This window comes from Intrasporangium mesophilum (assembly GCF_054783095.1).
Genome location: NZ_BAAGRF010000031.1, coordinates 54,963 through 73,789 on the forward strand (window position 1 = coordinate 54,963; position 18,827 = coordinate 73,789).

At 68.7% G+C, this 18,827-nt stretch carries 22 protein-coding genes, 1 tRNA gene and 1 riboswitch; of the genes, 20 read left to right on the forward strand and 3 right to left on the reverse strand.

The features are described from left to right. The first annotated feature begins 189 nt into the window (after positions 1-189). From ACYVLP_RS23045 to ACYVLP_RS23135, 19 genes are all read left to right on the forward strand, one after another. Positions 190-621, forward strand: a complete 432-nt coding sequence (locus ACYVLP_RS23045; protein ID WP_452267541.1) for a CBS domain-containing protein — start codon at positions 190-192, stop codon at positions 619-621. 138 nt (positions 622-759) lie between these two features. Beyond that, positions 760-984 carry a hypothetical protein gene (locus tag ACYVLP_RS23050; protein ID WP_452267539.1) on the forward strand — a complete coding sequence of 75 codons (225 nt, stop codon included), beginning with the start codon at positions 760-762 and terminating at the stop codon, positions 982-984. A gap of 6 nt (positions 985-990) precedes the next feature. Then, positions 991-2,781: a fumarate reductase (quinol) flavoprotein subunit gene (frdA, locus tag ACYVLP_RS23055; protein WP_460629639.1), complete on the forward strand. Its 1,791-nt coding sequence runs from the start codon at positions 991-993 to the stop codon at positions 2,779-2,781. Beyond that, positions 2,774-3,517: a succinate dehydrogenase/fumarate reductase iron-sulfur subunit gene (locus tag ACYVLP_RS23060; protein WP_460629640.1), complete on the forward strand. Its 744-nt coding sequence runs from the start codon at positions 2,774-2,776 to the stop codon at positions 3,515-3,517. The genes frdA and ACYVLP_RS23060 overlap by 8 nt, the downstream gene beginning before the upstream one ends. After that, positions 3,514-3,966 (forward strand): hypothetical protein, encoded by a 453-nt coding sequence (locus ACYVLP_RS23065; protein WP_460629641.1) that lies wholly within the window; start codon positions 3,514-3,516, stop codon positions 3,964-3,966. The genes ACYVLP_RS23060 and ACYVLP_RS23065 overlap by 4 nt, the downstream gene beginning before the upstream one ends. Further along, on the forward strand, positions 3,967-4,326 hold the full coding sequence (frdD, locus tag ACYVLP_RS23070; RefSeq protein WP_460629642.1) for a fumarate reductase subunit FrdD: 360 nt from the start codon (positions 3,967-3,969) through the stop codon (positions 4,324-4,326). It abuts the gene before it with no gap. A gap of 157 nt (positions 4,327-4,483) precedes the next feature. Then, positions 4,484-6,328 (forward strand): protein kinase domain-containing protein, encoded by a 1,845-nt coding sequence (locus ACYVLP_RS23075; protein ID WP_460629643.1) that lies wholly within the window; start codon positions 4,484-4,486, stop codon positions 6,326-6,328. Between the two features lie 313 nt (positions 6,329-6,641). Then, positions 6,642-6,752: riboswitch (cyclic di-AMP (ydaO/yuaA leader) on the forward strand. Between the two features lie 25 nt (positions 6,753-6,777). Beyond that, positions 6,778-7,470, forward strand: a complete 693-nt coding sequence (locus ACYVLP_RS23080; protein ID WP_460629644.1) for a transglycosylase family protein — start codon at positions 6,778-6,780, stop codon at positions 7,468-7,470. A gap of 150 nt (positions 7,471-7,620) precedes the next feature. Next, positions 7,621-7,693 (forward strand) — tRNA-Thr (locus tag ACYVLP_RS23085). A 253-nt stretch (positions 7,694-7,946) separates the two neighbouring features. Continuing rightward, a complete protein-coding gene (locus ACYVLP_RS23090) occupies positions 7,947-8,156 on the forward strand; it encodes a hypothetical protein (protein ID WP_460629645.1) in 210 nt (69 codons plus the stop codon). Positions 8,157-8,387: 231 nt separating this feature from the next. Next, entirely contained in the window at positions 8,388-8,717 is a 330-nt protein-coding gene (locus ACYVLP_RS23095) for a hypothetical protein (protein ID WP_460629646.1), read from the forward strand. 304 nt (positions 8,718-9,021) lie between these two features. Beyond that, positions 9,022-9,240, forward strand: coding sequence for a helix-turn-helix domain-containing protein (locus tag ACYVLP_RS23100; RefSeq protein WP_460629647.1), 219 nt, complete (start codon positions 9,022-9,024; stop codon positions 9,238-9,240). Positions 9,241-9,380: 140 nt separating this feature from the next. Further along, on the forward strand, positions 9,381-9,524 hold the full coding sequence (locus ACYVLP_RS23105) for a hypothetical protein (protein WP_460629648.1): 144 nt from the start codon (positions 9,381-9,383) through the stop codon (positions 9,522-9,524). Beyond that, positions 9,521-10,777 carry an AAA family ATPase gene (locus ACYVLP_RS23110; RefSeq protein WP_460629649.1) on the forward strand — a complete coding sequence of 419 codons (1,257 nt, stop codon included), beginning with the start codon at positions 9,521-9,523 and terminating at the stop codon, positions 10,775-10,777. The genes ACYVLP_RS23105 and ACYVLP_RS23110 overlap by 4 nt, the downstream gene beginning before the upstream one ends. Positions 10,778-11,598: 821 nt before the next feature. Beyond that, positions 11,599-12,201 carry a hypothetical protein gene (locus ACYVLP_RS23115; RefSeq protein WP_460629650.1) on the forward strand — a complete coding sequence of 201 codons (603 nt, stop codon included), beginning with the start codon at positions 11,599-11,601 and terminating at the stop codon, positions 12,199-12,201. Positions 12,202-12,204: 3 nt separating this feature from the next. Continuing rightward, entirely contained in the window at positions 12,205-12,537 is a 333-nt protein-coding gene (locus ACYVLP_RS23120) for a hypothetical protein (protein ID WP_460629651.1), read from the forward strand. Continuing rightward, complete coding sequence (locus tag ACYVLP_RS23125) at positions 12,534-13,028, forward strand: hypothetical protein (RefSeq protein WP_460629652.1); 495 nt, start codon at positions 12,534-12,536, stop codon at positions 13,026-13,028. Before ACYVLP_RS23120 ends, ACYVLP_RS23125 begins: the two co-directional genes overlap by 4 nt. A gap of 2 nt (positions 13,029-13,030) precedes the next feature. Further along, complete coding sequence (locus ACYVLP_RS23130) at positions 13,031-15,478, forward strand: hypothetical protein (protein ID WP_460629653.1); 2,448 nt, start codon at positions 13,031-13,033, stop codon at positions 15,476-15,478. Further along, on the forward strand, positions 15,475-15,714 hold the full coding sequence (locus ACYVLP_RS23135) for a hypothetical protein (RefSeq protein WP_460629654.1): 240 nt from the start codon (positions 15,475-15,477) through the stop codon (positions 15,712-15,714). Before ACYVLP_RS23130 ends, ACYVLP_RS23135 begins: the two co-directional genes overlap by 4 nt. Positions 15,715-15,736: 22 nt before the next feature. On the opposite strand, the gene ACYVLP_RS23140 is transcribed toward ACYVLP_RS23135, so the two are convergent. After that, positions 15,737-16,294, reverse strand: coding sequence for a hypothetical protein (locus ACYVLP_RS23140; RefSeq protein WP_460629655.1), 558 nt, complete (start codon positions 16,292-16,294; stop codon positions 15,737-15,739). A gap of 75 nt (positions 16,295-16,369) precedes the next feature. Between ACYVLP_RS23140 and ACYVLP_RS23145 the strand changes: the two genes are divergently transcribed. Continuing rightward, positions 16,370-16,996, forward strand: coding sequence for a hypothetical protein (locus tag ACYVLP_RS23145; RefSeq protein WP_460629656.1), 627 nt, complete (start codon positions 16,370-16,372; stop codon positions 16,994-16,996). Between the two features lie 146 nt (positions 16,997-17,142). On the opposite strand, the gene ACYVLP_RS23150 is transcribed toward ACYVLP_RS23145, so the two are convergent. Continuing rightward, complete coding sequence (locus ACYVLP_RS23150; protein ID WP_460629657.1) at positions 17,143-17,355, reverse strand: hypothetical protein; 213 nt, start codon at positions 17,353-17,355, stop codon at positions 17,143-17,145. Then, positions 17,352-18,575: a tyrosine-type recombinase/integrase gene (locus ACYVLP_RS23155; RefSeq protein WP_460629658.1), complete on the reverse strand. Its 1,224-nt coding sequence runs from the start codon at positions 18,573-18,575 to the stop codon at positions 17,352-17,354. The genes ACYVLP_RS23150 and ACYVLP_RS23155 overlap by 4 nt, the downstream gene beginning before the upstream one ends. Between the last annotated feature and the right edge of the window lie 252 nt (positions 18,576-18,827).

An 18,827-nucleotide genomic window follows, 5' to 3' on the forward strand; every position in this document is an offset into this window, starting at 1 on the left:
TTACGGGTGGCTGCGCCTGGTCGCCACCGCCTCTCGGGGAGCGATCGGGCGCGATCGGTCTCACTCTAACGACGAATGCTGGCGCCCGATCCGGCGGCGTTCTAGGGTCGAGTCAGGGCACTCGGGCTGGAGCGCGTGAGCGGCTCATGGTCTGTCCGTACCCAAACTCGCCGAGTGAAGGAGGTCGCCGTGAAGATTTCGGACGTCATCCGGTCCAAGGGGACCGTCGTGGTGACGATCAAGCCCGACGACACCGTCGCAGACCTGCTCGCCCTCCTCGACGAGCACCGGATCGGTGCCGTCGTCGTGAGCAGCGACGGCGCGACCGTCGAGGGGATCGTCAGCGAGCGTGACATCGTGCGTCATCTGCACACCACCGGCACCTCGGTGCTGGACGGTGCGGTCTCCGCGATCATGACGAGCGACGTGACCACCGGTTCGGCGAAGGACAACATCGCCGACCTGGCCGCGACGATGACCGAGCTGCGTGTGCGGCACGTGCCGATCGTCGACGACGACGGCAAGCTCGCGGCCATCGTCAGCATCGGCGACATCGTCAAGCATCGCCTGTCAGAGCTGCAGTCCGAGCGAGATCAGCTGCGCGACTACATCACGAGCTGACCCTCGCGGTCGTCTTCGCCGTCGTCCTGGCCGGCCGCCGGTGCACTACGCCGGTACAAGCCGACGGCGCTGACCCTTCCCGCGGCGGGCCCAGCAGGAGCATGCTGGTAGCACGCGTCGGGCGAAGGGCAGTGCACCATGCCGACCAGGACGAGCTTCAGCGCAGAAAAGGCACCGTGCGGGCGGATCGTCGACGGTGCCCGATATACCGACAGTGACGACGACGGGCTGGTCGTCGATCACCTTCACTATGGCTGCGGCTGCGAGGATTTCCGCGACGACTTCCACGACGGCAGCACGCATCACCGCGTCGTCCACCACAAGGGCAAGGTGCTCCTCGACGAAGAGCTCCGCGGTGAGTGACACCCGATGACGGCCGCCGACCACGACGTGCTCATCGTGGGCGGCGGGGCCGCAGGCCTGCGCGCAGCGATCGCGATCGCCGAGACTGACCCTGCCGTGCGGGTGGCGGTCATCTCCAAGGTCTACCCGATGCGCAGCCACACGGTGTCTGCCGAGGGCGGCGCCGCGGGGGTGATCGCGCCGGGGGACACGTTGGCCGAGCACGCGTACGACACGGTGTCCGGCAGCGACTGGCTCTGCGACCAGGACGCGGTGGAGGCGTTCGTCGAGGAGGCCCCGCGCGAGCTCCTCCAGCTCGAGCACTGGGGCTGCCCATGGAGCCGCCAGCGGGATGGACACGTGGCGGTGCGCGCGTTCGGCGGCATGACGACGATGCGCACGTGGTTCGCCGCGGACAAGACCGGCTTCCACATGCTGCATACGCTCTTCCAGACCTCTCTGCGGTTCGGTGGCGTCGCGCGCTACGACGAGTGGTTCGTCACGAGGCTGCTCGTCGACGAGAACCGCGTGCAGGGCGTTGTCGCGATCGAGCTCGCGACGGGCCGGATCCAGGCCATCACGGCCAAGGCCGTCGTGCTCGCGGGCGGTGGCTGCGGGCGCGTCTTCCCGTTCACGACGAACGCCAACATCAGCACCGGCGACTCGATGGCCCTGGCCTGGCGCGCGGGGGCGCCGCTGAAGGACATGGAGTTCGTGCAGTACCACCCCACTGGCCTGCCGTTCACCGGCATCCTCATCACCGAGGCCGCACGCGCCGAGGGCGGGTGGCTGCTCAACAAGGACGGCTACCGCTACCTGCAGGACTACGACCTCGGCACTCCCGAACCGAACCCGGTCATGCGCAGCATGGAGCTCGGCCCCCGGGACCGGCTCTCGCAGGCCTTCGTGCACGAGCAGGAGAAGGGGCGGACGCTCGACACGGAGTACGGCCCGGTCGTGCACCTCGACCTGCGCCACCTCGGGGAGCGCCTCATCGACGCGAAGCTGCCGTTCGTGCGTGAGCTCTGCCTGCGCTACGAGAACATCGACCCGGTGCGGGAGCTGGTGCCGGTCAGGCCGGTCGTCCACTACATGATGGGCGGCGTCCACACGGACCCCACCGGGGCGACCCCGGTCGCCGGCCTGTATGCCGCTGGGGAGACGGCGTGCGTCAGCATCAACGGGGCGAACCGGCTGGGCTCCAACTCGCTTCCCGAGTGCCTCGTCTTCGGCGCGCGGGCGGGCCGGGCCGCCGCCGAGTATGCCGTGAGCGCTCAGGACCCGGGCCCGAGCATCGTCGCGCAGGCGCGCGACGAGGAACGCCGCCTCACCGACCTGCGTGGCCGCGACGGGTCAGGGAGCTCGGACGGGCTCCCTGGCGGACGCGGATCCGATGCAGGGTCCATCGCGCAGCTGCGGACTGCGATGCAGGAGGTCATGGAGGAGAGCGCCGGGATCTTCCGCAACGAGCAGTCTCTGGCCGCAGGGGCGGCCAGTCTGCGGGCGCTGCACGAGCGGGCGGGGCGGATGGCCCTCGACGACCACAGCATCGCGTTCAACACCGAGATCGTGGCGGCCCTGGAACTGGAGAACATGCTCGACCTGGCGGAAGCCATCGTCGCAAGTGCCTTGCAGCGCAAGGAGTCTCGTGGTGCGCACCAGCGCCTCGACTTCCCGGCACGCGACGACGAGCAGTTCCTCGCCCACACGCTGATCCACCGCGACCCCGCGGGGGAGCACCGCACCGAGCTGCTCCCGGTCACGATCACGTCCTGGCCGCCGGGGGAGCGGGTGTATGGGAGGAAGGGCCATGGCTGACACGATCACGCTGCAGGTCGCGCGGTACCGGCCGGAGCAGGAGACCGAGCCGACTGTCGAGGAGTTCGAGGTGCCGCTGCGCCGCGACTGGGCGGTCCTCGACGGGCTGAACCACATCAAGGACACCCAGGACGGCAGCCTGTCGTACCGCTGGTCGTGCCGGATGGGGATCTGTGGCAGCTGCGGGATGACGGTGAACGGGGAGCCGCGGCTGACCTGCGCCACCTTCCTGGTCGACTACGCCCCGGGTCCGGTGAGGGTCGAGCCGCTGGCGAACTTTCCCGTGGTGCGGGACCTCGTCGTCGACATCGGCGACTTCATGCGCAAGCTCCCGGCGGTGAGGCCGTGGATCATCCGCGACGAGGAGAAGCCGGTCGCCGAGGGCGAGTACCTCCAAACGCCCCGCCAGCACGAGGAGTTCGCACAGTTCAGCATGTGCATCAACTGCATGCTGTGCTACTCGGCGTGCCCCGTCTACGGGCTCGACCCGGAGTTCGTCGGCCCTGCGGCGATCGCCCTGGCGCAGCGCTACAACCTCGACTCACGTGACGAGGGCGCGGACGTCCGGATGGACCTGCTCATCCATCCCGAGGGGATCTGGGGCTGCACCTTCGTCGGCGAGTGCACCCGCGCCTGCCCGAAGGGTGTTGACCCTGCCGGGGCGATTCAGCGCTACAAGCTCACGGCGGCGCTGCAGTCGCTGCGGTCCTTCGTGCTGCCGCGGGGCCCGCGATGACCCGCGAACCCAGCCCTCCGGCATACGAACCCAGGCAGGAAGCCGGCCAGGGCGCGACCGAGGGGCCGGCGGCATACCGCCCGCACGTGGGCAAGCTCTGGTGGATCGGGCGGTGGAGCTACACGTTCTTCGTGCTGCGGGAGATCAGCGCCGTCTTCGTCGCCTGGTCGGTTGTCTTCATGCTGCTGCTCCTGCGGGCGGTGGGGCAGGGCGAGGCGCAGTACCGCGCGTTCCTCGACTGGGCCGGCACCCCGTGGGTCGTCGTGCTCAACGTCATCACTGTCGCGTTCCTGCTGCTCCACGCCGTGACGTGGTTCAACCTCACGCCTGCAGCGATGGTCGTCTGGCTGCGCGGCCGCCGGGTGCCGCCGGCGGCGATCGCCGGTGGGGCGTTCGCCGGCTGGGTCGTCGTGTCGGCGGTCGTCGTGTGGCTGGTGGTGACCCGATAGGTGGCCAGACGGACCGCGGAGCCCATCCTGTGGCTGCTGTTCAGCGCCGGAGGGGTCGCGTCGGCGCTGTTCCTACCGGTGCTCATGGTGCTGTTCGCGCTCGCGATCCCGCTGGGCTGGCTCGCGGTGCCGCCGCATGGCCCGTTGCTGGCCCTGCTGGGCAACCCGCTGATCGCGATCGTCCTGTTTGGGGTGTTCGTCCTGTCGCTGTTCCACTGGGCGCAGCGGTTCCGGTACACGCTGTTCGACGGGCTCGGCCTCAAGGCGCACCAGCGCCTCATCAACACGGTGGCGTACGCCCTCGCGGTCATCGGGTCGGTGTGGGCCGCCGTGGTGCTGGTGGGCGTCGTCACCGCCTGAGGCTCGGGCGCGGCCGGGGGCGCGGTCCGGGGCTGACGTCTGGGGCGGGATCTGCAGCTTCCGTGGGGCCGGCCCTGTGGCTTCCGTGGGGTCGCCGAGCCGCGCCGCGAAGCGCCAAGCGGCTTCGGCTACCAGGGCCGTCGCTTACCGTAGGGGCATGACCGCGTACGACCGGACCGACCGGGTCTCCACCCCGCGATCCGGCGCGGGCACCGGCCGGGTCCCGCCGGCGGGCGACGCCGGTGACGGCGGTCCAGACGGGCAGCGGCTCGGCCCCTATCGTCTGGTCGAGGAGATCGGCGAAGGTGGCATGGGGGTCGTGCACCTCGCCCTCGACCCGAGGGGTCGCGCAGTCGCGATCAAGGTGCTTCGGTCTCATGTGGCTCACGACGCGGATGCGCGCAAACGCCTTGCGCGAGAGGTGGATACGCTCTCGCGGATCCGCGACCCACGGGTCGCCAGTGTCATCGACGCCGACGTGATGGGGCCGCGCCCGTACATCGTGACCCGGTACGTCCCCGGCCCTGCCCTCGACGAGGTCGTCGAGGAGCGTGGTCCGATGGCGCCGGCCGAGCTGGCGCGGCTGGCACGGGGCATCGCCGAGGCGATCCGCTCGATCCACGCCTGCGGGGTCGTGCACCGGGACATCAAGCCCGGCAACGTCCTGCTCGAGGACGGGGAGCCGGTCCTCATCGACTTCGGCATCGCCCATCTCCAGGACGACGTGCGGCACACCGTCGGGGGCCTCGTCATGGGCACGCCGGGCTATCTGTCGCCGGAGCTCGTCGAGGGTGCCGAGATCACCGACGCCACCGACTGGTGGGGCTGGGCGGCGACGATCACCTACGCCGCGTCTGGCCGTCCGCCGTTCGGTCGCGCGCGCATGGACGCCGTGCTGACGCGCGTCCGCGCGGGTGACGTGGACCTCGACGGGGTAGACCCACGTCTGGTGCCGTTGCTGCGAGCGTCATTGTCTCCCAACCCAGCCCGCCGACCGCATGCAAACCAGGTCATCGCTGCGATCGAGCAGTATGCGGCTGGGCGCGCTGCGACGGTCCCCACCCCGTCCCCGGGCGACTGGGACGGCCGGTCGACGCCGATCGCGCCGGGAGCGACGCAGGTCGTGCAGGAGCGCACGACCGCGCGCTACCCGGTGGTGCCCGAGGGGCCGGACGATGCGCGATGGGCACCACCGCCGACGGGACCCCGGCAGGCCGAGCCGAGCGATGCGGCATACCAACGGGGTTGGGATGACGAGCCTGAGGTCGACGAGCAGTGGGACGGAGCCGAGTCCTTCGACGAGCGCTATGTGCGAGGCGGGCAACCGCCAGCGGCGGAAGGCTTCTGGCCTGACGAAGACCCGGACGATGGCGAGTCCGAGGATGGCGATGTCGTTGCGCGCGAAGGCGATCCGCGGATCGGGATGCCGATGCGCACGGGGCTGCTGGGAGCCGCGGCGATCGCCTGGCTGGGCACCCTCATGGCGTGGCCCGGCATCGCCGTCGTGGCGTTCGTGGTGTGGTCGGTGCTGGCGCGGGCGACGGACCGGTCGGTGACCGCGCTCGTGCTGAGGCGCTACAACTACGGCCGGCGTCGCAGCGACCTCCCCTACGCGGTCGTGGCCAGCCCGCTGCACCTGGTGGTGGGCGCGATCGCGACCGTCGTCGGACTTCTGCTGCCCCTCGGCGCTGCCCTCGCCGGCGTCTTTGCGACGGCGCTGCTGCTCGCCGGCACGAGGGGCGACGGGCTCGGTCCGGGCGCCCCGATCACGCTTGCGATCGGCGGGGCGCTGGGGCTGGTCATGGCATGGTGGGGGCCGGGTGGCGCGTCGCTGCGGCGCGGGTCCCGGTCGATCGCGCGGCGGGTCGTGCCGGTCGGGCTGCCGATGCAGCTCGCCGCTGCGGCGCTCTTCAGCCTCGGCATCGTGGCCGCCGTGCTCGCCCTCAACCGTGGCGCCGCGTTGTTCTGGAATCCGTTGAGCAGCAACCCTTTTGGGGGCTGAGCTTGGGATGGCCGGAGCAGCTCCTCCGGTCCCTAGCAGAACACAGGTAAAGCACAGGTCAAGTCCAGGTCACAAAACGATCTCGGATGTGCTTGTGTCGAGGGGCTTGCTCACGTACCGTCGGTGCCACGGCGGCTACCGACTCTAGGGCCGGGAACGGGGCTTTGACATTTCATTTCCCCGGGCCGCTTCGTCGCGTCCGGCTCCACACGGCACGTCGCACAATTTCAGATGGAACCCAGAAATCCGGTCCCTGAGCGCGCCGAGCCTCGCCAGCCAGGGACGTCGCCCGCAACCGCGGGCCGGGCGAGGACGGGGGACCCAGTGCGGCCGGTGAGTGATGCCAAGAGGACGAGATCCGGCCTTGGGGTGAAGTCGCGAGAGCGGCGGGGCACCTGACGCCCTAACCCGACAGCTAACCCCGCAGGCGCCGTCAGGAAGGATCACCCATGCAGTACCTGTCCAAGCACGCTGCCGCCAAACGTATCAAGGTGAAGCAGCGCCTTGCTGGAGTCGGAATCGCAGGTGCCGCCACCGTGGTGGCGGGCGTCGCCACTGGAGGCGCGGCCAAGGCCTCGACGGTCTGGGACCGCGTTGCCGCGTGCGAGTCCGGCGGCAACTGGCACATCAACACCGGCAACGGCTACTACGGCGGCTTGCAGTTCTCGTCGTCGACCTGGCGTGGCTACGGCGGGGGCGCGTACGCATCGCGTGCGGACCTGGCCACCAAGGCGCAGCAGATCGCGGTGGCGCAGCGTGTCCTTGCATCGCAGGGCCCCGGCGCGTGGCCGGTGTGCTCCGTCCGGGCCGGCCTCACCCGGTCCGGCGGTGCGACGTCCAGCGGCCTGTCCGCGGCCGGCTCGTCGTCCCGCTCGACGGAGCGGACGACCAAGCAGTGGACCAGCAGCAAGAAGAAGGTGACCAAGAAGAAGAGCTATGCCGCCTCGGGGAGCTCGCAGCGCACCTACTCGGTGGCCGCCAGCGGCTCCAAGATCACCGTGCGCAAGGGCGACACGCTGTCCAAGCTCGCCGTCAAGCACGACGTCGACGGTGGCTGGAAGGAGATCTACGCGGCGAACCGCGACAAGATCGACAACCCCAACCTGATCTTCGTCGGCCAGGTCATCCGCCTGCCCCGGTAGGGCGTGGCAGACTGAGCCGGACGGCCTCGCGCGACCAACCCCTGGGTCCCGCGGGGCCGTCCTTCTTTTCCGTATGCCGTCTCGCTCCGTTACGCTTTCGCCCGTCCCGAGCACTCTCCGACCCGACGGTGGCGGAGTGGCTCAGGGCGTGCTGGCGTGGCGCAATCGGTAGCGCACCTGTCTTGTAAACAGGTGGTTAGGGGTTCGAGTCCCCTCGCCAGCTCCGGTCGAAAACCGCCCCTGACGTGCACAAACGTACGCCGGGGGCGGTTCCGCGTCTAGAGGCTGTATGCCACTCCGTGTGCCACTGTTTCGCCAAAGTCAAACCTGGCCCGTTGCCGACGTGGATTGGTCGTCGGAGACCTCGCCTCGGTGGGGGGACAACTGTGACCTGCGAAACGTTCACACCGTCCAGGCGCTATGCCTACACTCCGAAGATCGGGGTTGTTGCCAGTAGGCAACCGGACGACTGCGCAATGGGGGACGACATCATGGAAACGATCGGCAGGCTGCTGCGAAGGCATGACACTGCGGCGATGCGTGATGCCGACGATCACGAGGCAGAAGAGGCTGCAGCTGCCGCCTACGGCCGAATGATCGGCGCCGACCTCACCCGCCAGGAGCGGGCAGACCGGGCGCGCCACTCGATGAGCGTCTCGGCAAAGTCCCGTCACTGCCACGCCTGAGTGAGCCTCCTGGAGTGGCGCGCACCCGGGTCTGAGGATCGAACGGCCTTCAGCACGTTCACCTGTACGACGCCGATGCGACCTCGCACGCCCGCAGAGCCGACCTACCGCGACCGTCATGATCGGTGGTGGGAACTCGAGGTTCAGAGTTGGATTCGTAGGATGCGACCACCTGAACGGGGCATCGGCAAGCGGCTCCTGTCCGGGTGGCACGACGGCGAGCTCGCGGCCGTGGCCCTCTACGAGGAGGCGGATGGCCTCGATCAGATCATGATCGAGGTGATGGCCGTCGCTTACGGCTGCCGGTTCGTCGGCGGGGGATACGCCGACGAAATGTTCCGCGAGGTTCTCGACCGGATCACGGAGACCTGCATCTCGGCCGGAGTCCGCGAGACATTCGTCACAGCGCGCATCTACGAGCACAACCGCGCGAGTCAGAAGATGGCGCAGCGTAAGCGGTTCAGTCACATCGACGACGCTGGCGAGGGCGTGCAGGTATGGGGTCGCCATCTGCCGATCGATGGCGCTCCTGGCTCCGAGAGTCCTGACTGGTACGCCTGAGACGCGACAGCGCCGCCCCCAAGTCGTGACTGTGAAACGCATGGCGACCAGGACGACTACTTCCGACACCTGGAGCCGTCCGTCAGGGCCGCAGAAAGGCGTGTGGCGGAGGCCGGTCGACCTGGCCCACCTTGTTGGGCGCACAGTCGGCGCGGAATATGACAGCCGTGTAATTAGCGATGTAAGGTGTGACAGATCGAGGCAAGAGTGTGCCTCCCACCCAAAGGGCTTGACCGTGTGACCTACGGTCGGGCCCTTTCGCATTCCACGGGGAGGGATCATGCCGCGTGATCGGAGGGATCACATGTCGACGACGACGACACCAATCGTCCTGACGCAGCCCGAGGTGTCGGAGCTGCTGCGCGTGCCCGTCGAGACGTTGAAGTACTGGCGCGTCCAGGGCTTCGGGCCCCAGTCGTTCAGGGCGGGCAGGCACATCCTGTACCGCGCCGCCACCGTGACGACCTGGATCGAAGAGCAGGAGCAGGCCGAGCGCGACGCGCGTTCCGGCCGCACCGAGTGAGCGGGAGGGGCCGCCCCTACTGGGACGGCCCGCTCGCTGAGACGACGCCCACGACGTCTGGACCCATTCTCCCATCGGACGAGCTGCTGCTGCGGTCCTTTGATGCCAGCCGAGTTCGTGACCATCGCCAGATCTCCAGGATGCTGGACGACGAGCTGGGCGTGCCCAGCCGTCCCTCCATCCAGGAGCTGCTGGAGGCCGCCCGAGTCGCCGTGCCCGATCTCATTGAGGCCGGAGAGGCAGCGGCAACCATGGTTGCCGCTGACGGCGAGGTGGCGTCATGACGAAGACGACCACGACCGAGGCTCCGCGCTACGCCGACGCCGACCAGTACGACGAGAACGGCGACCGGATCGACCAGAACGGCGCAGCCGTGCGACGGCTCCTGGCCGACCGAGTTGTCGACGGGGCATGGCTCGACGAGCAGGACTTCCCGCCGCTGCACTGGACCGTGCCTGGGCTCGTGCCCGAGGGGTTCGGACTGCTGACCGGTTCGCCCAAGGTCGGCAAGAGCTGGCTCTCGTTGGACCTCTGCCTCGCCGTGGCGACCGGCGGTCGTGCACTCCAGCACGTCCGTGTCGGCCCGGCCCGGCCGGTACTCCTGCTCGCACTCGAGGACGGACACCGACGCCTCCAGGCGAGGGCGCGAGACCTCCTGGCAGGCGAGGCCATCCCGGCGAACCTCAACGTCATCATCACGGCGCAGCCCGCCGAGGTGCCGTTGCTGATCGAGGCCTGGCTGACGGCGCACAGCGGCAGCAACCCTCTGGTGGTGCTCGACACGCTCGGTCGCATCCTGCCAGCGGCCATCCAGGGCGAGACGCAGTACCAGCGCGACTACCGGGTCGCCGCGACGTTGAAGAGGCTGGCCGACGCCCACCCCGGCTCGACCGTGCTCTGCGTGCACCACACCCGGAAGATGACCGCGACCGACTGGATGGACACGACCAGCGGCACCCAGGGGCTCAACGGAGCGGCCGACTTCACGATCAGCGTTTCTCGAGAACGCAACAGCGAAGAGGCTGTGCTGCGCGTCACCGGTCGCGATGTTCCCGAAGGTGAGTACGCCGTCATCGTCGGCAGTGGCAAGTTGTGGACGCTCGACGGCAACAACCTCACCGACGCGGCGACCTCGGTGCGGACGCGGCGTGTCTCCGAAGGTCTTGGAGAGCGCTCCGTCGAGATCCTGCACCTCGTGGCCGAGCACCCGGAGGGCATCGGCCCCACCGAGGTCGCGCTGGCCGTCGGCATGGAGGCCAAGCATGCGGGCGAGTACCTACGTCGTCTGCACGAGGCGGGCCGGATCCTCAAGCTCGGGCGTGGCAAGTACTTCCCGGCGGCACCCCTCGTACCCCCTGTGGAAAGTGTGGGGTGTGTGGAAAGCGAGGGGGCGGAGGTTTCCACAGTTACAACGGTTTCCACACATGTAGAGGACACCTCTCCACCGTGTACCGAGTGCGGGCGTCCCATCGGTGGCCTGCGTGAGGCCTACGGGAAGACCACTTGTGTCGAGTGCGAGAGGAGCACCACGTCATGAGCGACTGCCAGGTCTGCCACCAGCCCGCAGAGAAGACGCTGTGTCCTCGATGCACGTTCGAGCGGAAGATGCACCGCCTGGCAAAGGCCGAGGCTCGGCGTCGCGCAATGTGGAGGCGGCTGATGTCCAAGGGCAAGGGCTACCGGAGGCAGCCGTGAGCAGCCGTCGAGACCGGTCAAGTGCGTGGCCCCGGCATCGGGCCAAGGCGCGAGTTCGGCGCAGGCGCAAGGTCGCCGGGATGTTCACGGGGACATGGAGGCGGCTGGTATGAGCTGGAACCAGTACCCAAGCTCGAAGGCGATCTACCGCCGGACGTCGCACAAGCTGGCGCGGGCCCGAGCCGTCAAGGCCTTCCGACCGGGCGACCCCTGCGCGCTGTGCGGGCGTCCCATGTGGCCAGCCCGGAACGGATCGCTCAGTCACCTTCACCTCGACCACGACCCGAGCGACCCCACGCGCCAGCGCTATCGGGGCCTCGTGCATGCGAAGTGCAACGCCTCGGACGCGGGCAGGCGGGCGCGGGCCAAGCAGGTCGACCGAGATGCGGAGCCTGCCACCCCTCGGCGACCGCGACCACGTCGTGCACGACGTCCAGAGGGGGACGTGGGGTGACGGTGGCGAGCACATACCCCCCCGGGTTTTTTTGTCCGGCCCTCCCCATGGACCGGCAGGTCTTCTCGCGCGCGCGGACCTTTTTTTCCACCAGACCCACCGATTCGTCGAGATCCCGGCCTACCGCCCGATCCCGAGGGCGTGCGAGCCAACCCGGACCACCAGTCCCACTCTGGGACAATGAGATACAAGCCCAAGGAGGGCTAGCAATGTTTAGCAGAACGCTTCCCAGCACTGACCTGACCGACGCCCAAAGCGCGGTGGAGGAGATCGGCGACGAGGCCAGCATGGTGCCTCTCGCGCTGGTGCTGCCTGAGGTCGGCGAGCTGGGTATCACCACCCTCGACGCGCTTGAGGCGCACATCGGGCACGAGCGCGTGCGGCGCGTCGGGGGCCTTGTCCGCGTCGTCCCAAGGGACGTCATCGTCGAGCTGTCCGACCAGATCGCAGAATGCAGACGCCGCCTGGCCGAGATCACGGCGCGCAATGCGGCGAAGGCCGCCGAGCTGGCCCAGGCGTTCACCGCCCAAGTCGAGTGCGTGTCCGTCTGGCAGGGCCTCGTGACAGAGACCATGGCTCGCGCAAACTGCGACGCCTTGACCGCTCAGCGGATCCTCGACGGCGACGTCGACAGCGGCGGTCGCCCTGTCTCGGCGGTCAGCGCGTGGGAGGAGCGACTGGACGACATCCGGCGGCAGGAGGCCGAGTTCGAGGCCGCCGAGCGTCGCGCGGCGGACCGGCTGGCGAAGCAGAAGCAGCTTGACCCGGACCGGCGCAGCATCGGCGCGTACCTCGACGGCGAGGGGGGCTGAACGATGAGCAATGTTGAGATCGAGGCCGGGGGGCGCGGCATGGTCGTAGATCACCCGCCGATCGACCACGAGGGGAATCCGCCGAGCGTCCTGTGCTGGAACGGTTCCCCCGCAGCCAAGCTGGTCTATCACAACCGGAGCGCGAGCACGGCTCACTACCGGGTTGTCGAGTCCGAGGCCGCCTGCGAGGTGGCCACGCTGCTTGGCGACAAGATCCTGATGAGCCTGGCCGTGAGGTTCGGCAAGTGCGAGATCGAAGTCCGAGAGCCCTACGAGGCCGCGCTGATGCGGTCCGCCGGGGCGCGGCTCTACATCCGGGGGCGGGGCCTGTCATGAGTCTCGATCAGTTCGCTCGCTTCGGTGCCGCCCTTCACGGGGCGGCCCGGGCCGACTTGCGCAAAGAGCTGCGCAAGTCGTTGAAGGACACCGCGACGCAGTCCAAGGGCGACGTGAACAGGTACCTCGCCGCCACGCTGCCGAGGGAGATCGCCGCCAAGGGGCTCAACCTCTCCCAGACGGTCTCGACCCAGTTTGGTCACGAGCTGCGGGTGCGGGTGAAGGTGCCGCGTCGCCAGCCGGGCCGGGCGCTGTCCGAGCGCAACGCCCGCCAGCTCGACCGCTTCGGCACCTTCCGTCACCCCGTGTTCGGGGACGCCGACAAGGCCCGCAACACGTGGGACTGGACGAGCCAGCGAGCACCCCACGGCAGCGGGGTCGACTGGTACGCCCGTGCATGGCACGCCCAGCAGGGGGACTTCAGGCGTGGCCTGGAGAAGGCCGTCGACCGCACGCTCGACGAGATCGCCCGCAAGGCAAGGGGAATCTGACCATGGCTGCACTCTCACTGTTCTTCGACATCGTCGGGCGTGACCAGAACGCGTCCCGAACGCTTGACCGCGTGGGCCGGTCGGCCGACCAGGCGACCCGGCGGCTCGGCGTCACCCAGCAGCAGACCCACCGGCTCATGACGACGATCGCGCTGCTCGGCCCCGCGCTCGTGCCGGTCGCGGCCGGTGCGACCGCGCTCGGTGTCGCGTTCGGCGGGATGGGCCTGGCTGGAGTGGCGGCGTTCGTCGGGATCCGCCGGGAGATGAAGGACGGCACGCCAATCGGGCTGGCCTACCAGGCGACCATCGACAGCCTGCAGTCCTCGCTGGCCATGATCGAGCACACGGCGGCCGCCAACGTGCTCGGGCCGTTCCAGGCGGCCGTGCGCGATCTGAATCTCCGTACGCCAGAGCTGAATTCGCAGATCGGCTCGCTGGCCACGATCGCTGGCCATGCGGCGCAGTCGATCACGCACGGGCTGCTGTCCGCCTTCCTGTCGCTGGCCCCGCTCATGCAGGACGCTGCGGTGTACGTCGCGCAGCTCGCGGCGCGGTTCGACCTGGCCATGAGCGGCCCCGGGATCCGCTCGTTCGGCGACTACGCGAGATCCGTTCTGCCCCAGGTGACGTCGGCGATCGAGTCCATCGCCGGTGCCGCCGCGCACCTCGTGCAGTCGCTTGCGCCGGTCGGGCTCGGGACGCTGTCGGTCCTGCGCACTCTGGCGACGGTGATCAACGCGATCCCGGTGCCGGTGCTGTCCGCGCTGGCTCAGGGTGCGACGGCCGTCTTCCTCGCATTCCGCGCCTGGCAGGGCCTGAACATCGCCATCGATTGGGCCAAGACGCTGCAGATCAACCTGGGGATGCTCGGTCGCACGGCGGTGTTCACGGCTGGGGCGATCCGTGGCCTGCAGATCGCGGCAGGCGTCGTCGGGATCGCGCTGGCCGGGCTGACGCTGCTGTTCCAGCACAGCGCTGACCAGGAGCGCCAGGCCCAGCAGGCGATCGACGACTACACCGAGGCACTACGCCAGAGCAACGGCGTCATCGACCAGCACGTCCGCGCGCGTGCCTTCCAGCACCTGGTGGACAGCGGCGCGATCGACGACGCACGCAAGCTCGGGCTCAACCTCGCCGACGTGACGAACGCGGCGCTCGGCAACGCCGATGCGCAGGCCCGGGTGACGGCCGCCATCCAGGCCCAGCGCGGCCAGCTCACGAACCTGACGACCGGCTGGAAGTCCGGCATCAGCGCGAACACCGATCTCGGTAATGCCGCCGCCAACGTCACGGCCGCGATCAAGACCGAGAGTGCTGGGTTCGGCAGGTCGGCGCAAGCGTTCGGGGACTACAACACCCAGACGACCGACGCTGTCGGAGCGACCGCCAACGCGGCCGAGGGGGCGATGCTCCACGCCCAGGCCCTGCAGGCGCTCGCGACCAAGCTCGGGATCACCGTCCCCGCCCTCCAGCAGCTCCAGGACAACCAGACCAAGGCGGCCGAGGACAGCCGGAACGCGCGCGCCCAGATGGCCCTGGAGGGCAACGCCGCCGGGCTGCTCAAGCTGGCGCTCGACGCTCTCAACGGCACCACGCAAGGCGCAGCCACCGCGCAGAACGCCTTCGACTCCTCGCTCGTGAACATGGGCACCCACGTGACCAAGACTGGCAAGCACATCCACTACACCAGCAACTCAATCCGCGACATGTCCGCCGCTTCGGTGGCCCTGCGCGGCGAGCTACTTGGCCAGGTGGCCAACGCGGAGAACGCGGCCACGTCTTATGGCCAGCTCAAGGGCTCGGTCGAGGCGGGGCGGCAGAAGCTGATCCAGCTTCGCAAGCAGATCATCGACAACGCCGTCGCGCATGGCATCGACCGGGCGGCCGTCACCTCGTACATCAACGAGGTCCTCAAGATCCCGCCGAAGGCGACGACCGACGTCGTCGCGTACACCGCCAAGGCCGGTGGCCTGATCGACGCGTTCAAGCGCAAGCTCGATGCGCTGCCCCGCAGCGTCGCGGTGAGCGTCAGCGTCGGCGTGGTGGGTGGTGTGAGCGGTATCGCGTCCGCCATCCACAACATCGCCCAGAGCGCGATCAAGAGGGCGTCCGGCGGCATCATCCCCGGCTTCGCAGGCGGCACGGTCATCGGCCCCGGCACGGGCACCTCCGACAGCGTCCTGGCCATGATCGCCCAGACCGGCGCGCTCCTGCGCGTCTCGGTCGGCGAGTTCATCTCGACGGCCGCTTCGACGGCGCACAACCGGGCTGCACTGGAAGCGGGCAACCGAGGCGCGACACTCGGGGTCGTCGGGGGCCAGCTGCCGGTCGTCAACGTCTACATCGGCAACGAACAGCTCGACGCCCGCACGTACCGGGTCGCCAAGGGTGCGGCCCGGGACGAGATCGACGTCGAGGCGCGGGAGATCGAGATGGGCGCGGACCTGTGAGCCCCTGGGCGGTCGATGCGATGTCGCTGCGGATCGTCAAGGCGATGACCAACGACGTACTCGACGCGCGGACCGACGGATCGACGGCACTGCTGGTCCAGGAGATTGGGACACTCGATCGTGACGACCTGCTCCAGCTCGTGCAGTCGGTCGCCCTCCTCGCCGCCCAGCTCGGAGTCGCGCTGGACGACGACGAGCGACGACGGCTGTTGACCTACCGTCCGCGCAGCGTGTGATACATCGGGCCCGAGGAAGCACTCAGCGCCGGATTGGACTCGGGTCGTCCACCGTCAAGGATGGAACCGCCTCACCGTCCACGACTCCGCCGGGCGCGTCAGCCCCTTTGCCGATGAAGCCGACAGGTTTGAACGGTGTTCCGAGTGCCTCGTTGATCTTGGCCAGCTCCGGAGCCACGCGCTTGATGCGTTTCAGGGCGTCTGCCGCTTGTGTCCGAAGCTCTCGATCCAAGATCCGCTTGGGCTTGCCCTTCTTGAACATCACGTAGTGCGGGCCGAGGTCGTCCACACCCGGATAGACGTAGATCGCATGGGCAACGAAGCGGCGCACGTCGTTGATCACGCGGAGGTCGTCAGCCAGGCCGCCGTATACCCCTGAGCCCTCGGGCAAGTCAGCCACGATCTTGGCGAGCAGGCGGGTCTTCTCGTCCACTGGGATGCGGTCGGCCGCGTACTCCATGAACAGGCCGAAGGCGGCAGGGTCAGGACACAGCCGCGACGCGATTATCCACGTGACGATGTTCTCGACCGCCGCCGCCTTGGCCAGGATGTTCAGCGGCTGCGGCCCTCGTGATGCCATGCTCGACAACCTAGCGGCTCGGGCCGATAGATTTGATCAGGTCGCGACCCGAGGATTCGCCCTAGGCTCCAGCCCATGGTTGTCGCGACGAACTGGTATGACCCGGCGAACCTAATGCAAGGGCTTGCGGGATCGATCATCGGGGCCTTGGCCACTGTGTTCGGTATCTGGCTGGCATTCCGGTTCGAAGGCGGGAGGCGTGGTTGGGACGCGCACGCAGCTCAGTTGATCCGGCTGGAGGCCGCCGCGTATGACGCACAAGGGATTCTCCGCAGTTTCGTTGACATTGATGCAATCGACCGAGGCGAGGGCAAGTCGCGTGATGCAGCGCGCAGGGATTACGTCATGGCCATCACCCAGGTCCAGCGCGAGGCCCTAGCCCTCGTGGGCACCACCTATCGGCTCCGAGGCCCCAAGGGCAAGATGGCGAACGCGCAGGCGGTTTTGCTGGTGAACGCGACGAGCCAGGCATCGACGGTCGTTGGCGAGCCGACCGGGCCCGGCGATCTCCAGTACCTCTTTGATTGGTCGGGGAAGGGCCTCGAACGGCTCCACCCCTGCTTCTCGGCCCGCGTGCTATGGGATGGATACGCCTCGGGTTCGGCACGTGAGGCCCGCAAGCGTATTCGTGCGGACTACGGAGATGCGATCTTGCCGCTCACGCGCTGGGAGGGGTGGCGCAGGCGGCTGAGGCAACGCTGAGTTCTCGGAGTCGGAACACCCCGCGTGGCTCGCTGTACGCCACGCTCCGCCTATGAGAGGGCCCGCCGCGTGTGCTGATATCCGGCGGGCCCTTTCGTGCGTTCTGGTGTCAGGCTGGCCAGACACCGAACTGCCGCAGCGTCGACTCAGTTCTCCCACCCGGGCGACCCATCGAGCTGACGGCGCACGCGCAGCTCGGACCGGCGGATCTCCCACTCTCGCAACCGCGCGGCTAGTGCGGCGTTGCGCTCAAAGTGCGCCGCGTGCTGCTCGACCGAGCCACCACGCGATAGCCGTGCGCTCTCCCGGAAGACCTCGCAGACCTCTTCGAGGATGTCGTGAGGGAATGGCTCGCTCATGACGCGCTCCCGAGCTGGAGACGTCCGGCGACCAGGTCGAGCGCTTCCAGGGCCATGCGCGTCGAGACGTGCTGGTAGGTCTGACGGTCGACGACGATGGAGTGGCCCAAGATCTCCTCGATCACGCGAGGGTCGACGCCAGCCTCCAGCAGCAGCGTCGCGGTGGTGTGCCGGATCTCGTGAACGGTGTAGGGCCGTCCGGCGGGGTGCTCGATGCCAGCCAAGGTCTGCAGCTCGGTCCAGCGCTCACGGTCGCGGGTGGCCAGGGCCGGGATGACGACGTCTCCGCCGTGCCGCTGGTCATGGTCCGTCCAAAGCAGACCCCATTCGTTCGGCTCCCAGCTCGCCCGGTAGTCCAGCAGGGCAGCTTCAAGCCACTTCACCATCGGCACGACCCGGTAGCCACGAACCGTCTTGGGCCGTACGAGGTGGGCCGAGCCACGGAGCTGGCGCACCTCGTAGCCGTCAGGGACGCGGAAGCCCTTGCTGTGGTCCTTGGGCTCGACGTACGGGAGGCTCTGCAGCTGCCAGCTCACCTCGATGAGGTGCCGGTCGAAATCGACCGCCTGCCAAGTGAGCCCGAGCGACTCACCCTGACGCAGGCCCTGCAGGAACGCTGCGACCCAGCGCGGGCCGTCCTCGCGTGTGGAGACGATCGCGAGGAGCTGCAGCGCGTCGGCGAGCGGGATAGCCTGCCTGTCGTTCGTCGCTCGGCGCGGGGGCGGTGTCAGCAGTACGCGCTGGGGCACGTTGTGGCCCTCCAGGATCGCCGCCTTGAGCATCACCCGCAGCGTGGCGTGCGCCGCGACAGCCGTGCTCGTGCTGCGACCGGCCGAGACGATGGCGTCGCGCACCTTGCGCACGTCCTGGGGCGTCATCTCGGCGAGCCTGCGGTGCCCGATCGTCGGCACGATCCATCGCTTCACCGAGGCCGCCTGGGTCGAGTAGGTCTTGGGACGCACTCGCGTCGCGTGCTGCGCCAGCCAGACCTGCGACCAGCCCGCGACCGTCGTCCGTGCGCTGAGCGCTCCGGTGCCGCTCAGGATCTCGCGCCTGCGATTCTTGAGCGCGTCCCAGCACGCCGTCTCGGTCCGGCCGGTCACGACGATGCGTCGCCGCGTGCCCTGGGCCGTGAAGCCGTGGGTCAGCCGCCCGATCCAGAGGCCGTCCTTGCGCTGGGTGACGCTGCCTGCGCCGTAGCCCTTCGTTGACTTGCTCATGACTGCCTGTCTCCGTTCGACGTATGCCACTCCGTATGCCCGTTACCTGCCTAGGCAGTGCATGTGCTCTGCCGGTGCAGGGGTCGGGTTCCGTTGTGGCTGTGGTGGATTCACCTTGTACGCCGGGGACGATTTTACTCGCGGGTCCAACTTGTAAACAGGTGGTTGGGGGTTCGAGTCCCCCCGCCAGCTCGAAAAGTCTTGGTACATAATGGGATTGGCGCGGCAGCCGCTCCTGTTTGCCACCTGTTC

Coding starts and splice junctions, on each gene's coding strand:
- ACYVLP_RS23050 (WP_452267539.1), top strand. CDS start 760: ATGCCGACCAGGACGAGCTTCAGCGCAGAAAAGGCACCGTGCGGGCGG.
- frdA (WP_460629639.1), top strand. CDS start 991: ATGACGGCCGCCGACCACGACGTGCTCATCGTGGGCGGCGGGGCCGCA.
- ACYVLP_RS23060 (WP_460629640.1), top strand. CDS start 2,774: ATGGCTGACACGATCACGCTGCAGGTCGCGCGGTACCGGCCGGAGCAG.
- ACYVLP_RS23065 (WP_460629641.1), top strand. CDS start 3,514: ATGACCCGCGAACCCAGCCCTCCGGCATACGAACCCAGGCAGGAAGCC.
- ACYVLP_RS23075 (WP_460629643.1), top strand. CDS start 4,484: ATGACCGCGTACGACCGGACCGACCGGGTCTCCACCCCGCGATCCGGC.
- ACYVLP_RS23080 (WP_460629644.1), top strand. CDS start 6,778: ATGCAGTACCTGTCCAAGCACGCTGCCGCCAAACGTATCAAGGTGAAG.
- ACYVLP_RS23090 (WP_460629645.1), top strand. CDS start 7,947: ATGGGGGACGACATCATGGAAACGATCGGCAGGCTGCTGCGAAGGCAT.
- ACYVLP_RS23100 (WP_460629647.1), top strand. CDS start 9,022: ATGTCGACGACGACGACACCAATCGTCCTGACGCAGCCCGAGGTGTCG.
- ACYVLP_RS23105 (WP_460629648.1), top strand. CDS start 9,381: ATGCTGGACGACGAGCTGGGCGTGCCCAGCCGTCCCTCCATCCAGGAG.
- ACYVLP_RS23110 (WP_460629649.1), top strand. CDS start 9,521: ATGACGAAGACGACCACGACCGAGGCTCCGCGCTACGCCGACGCCGAC.
- ACYVLP_RS23115 (WP_460629650.1), top strand. CDS start 11,599: ATGTTTAGCAGAACGCTTCCCAGCACTGACCTGACCGACGCCCAAAGC.
- ACYVLP_RS23120 (WP_460629651.1), top strand. CDS start 12,205: ATGAGCAATGTTGAGATCGAGGCCGGGGGGCGCGGCATGGTCGTAGAT.
- ACYVLP_RS23125 (WP_460629652.1), top strand. CDS start 12,534: ATGAGTCTCGATCAGTTCGCTCGCTTCGGTGCCGCCCTTCACGGGGCG.
- ACYVLP_RS23130 (WP_460629653.1), top strand. CDS start 13,031: ATGGCTGCACTCTCACTGTTCTTCGACATCGTCGGGCGTGACCAGAAC.
- ACYVLP_RS23140 (WP_460629655.1), bottom strand. CDS start 16,294: ATGGCATCACGAGGGCCGCAGCCGCTGAACATCCTGGCCAAGGCGGCG.
- ACYVLP_RS23145 (WP_460629656.1), top strand. CDS start 16,370: ATGGTTGTCGCGACGAACTGGTATGACCCGGCGAACCTAATGCAAGGG.
- ACYVLP_RS23150 (WP_460629657.1), bottom strand. CDS start 17,355: ATGAGCGAGCCATTCCCTCACGACATCCTCGAAGAGGTCTGCGAGGTC.
- ACYVLP_RS23155 (WP_460629658.1), bottom strand. CDS start 18,575: ATGAGCAAGTCAACGAAGGGCTACGGCGCAGGCAGCGTCACCCAGCGC.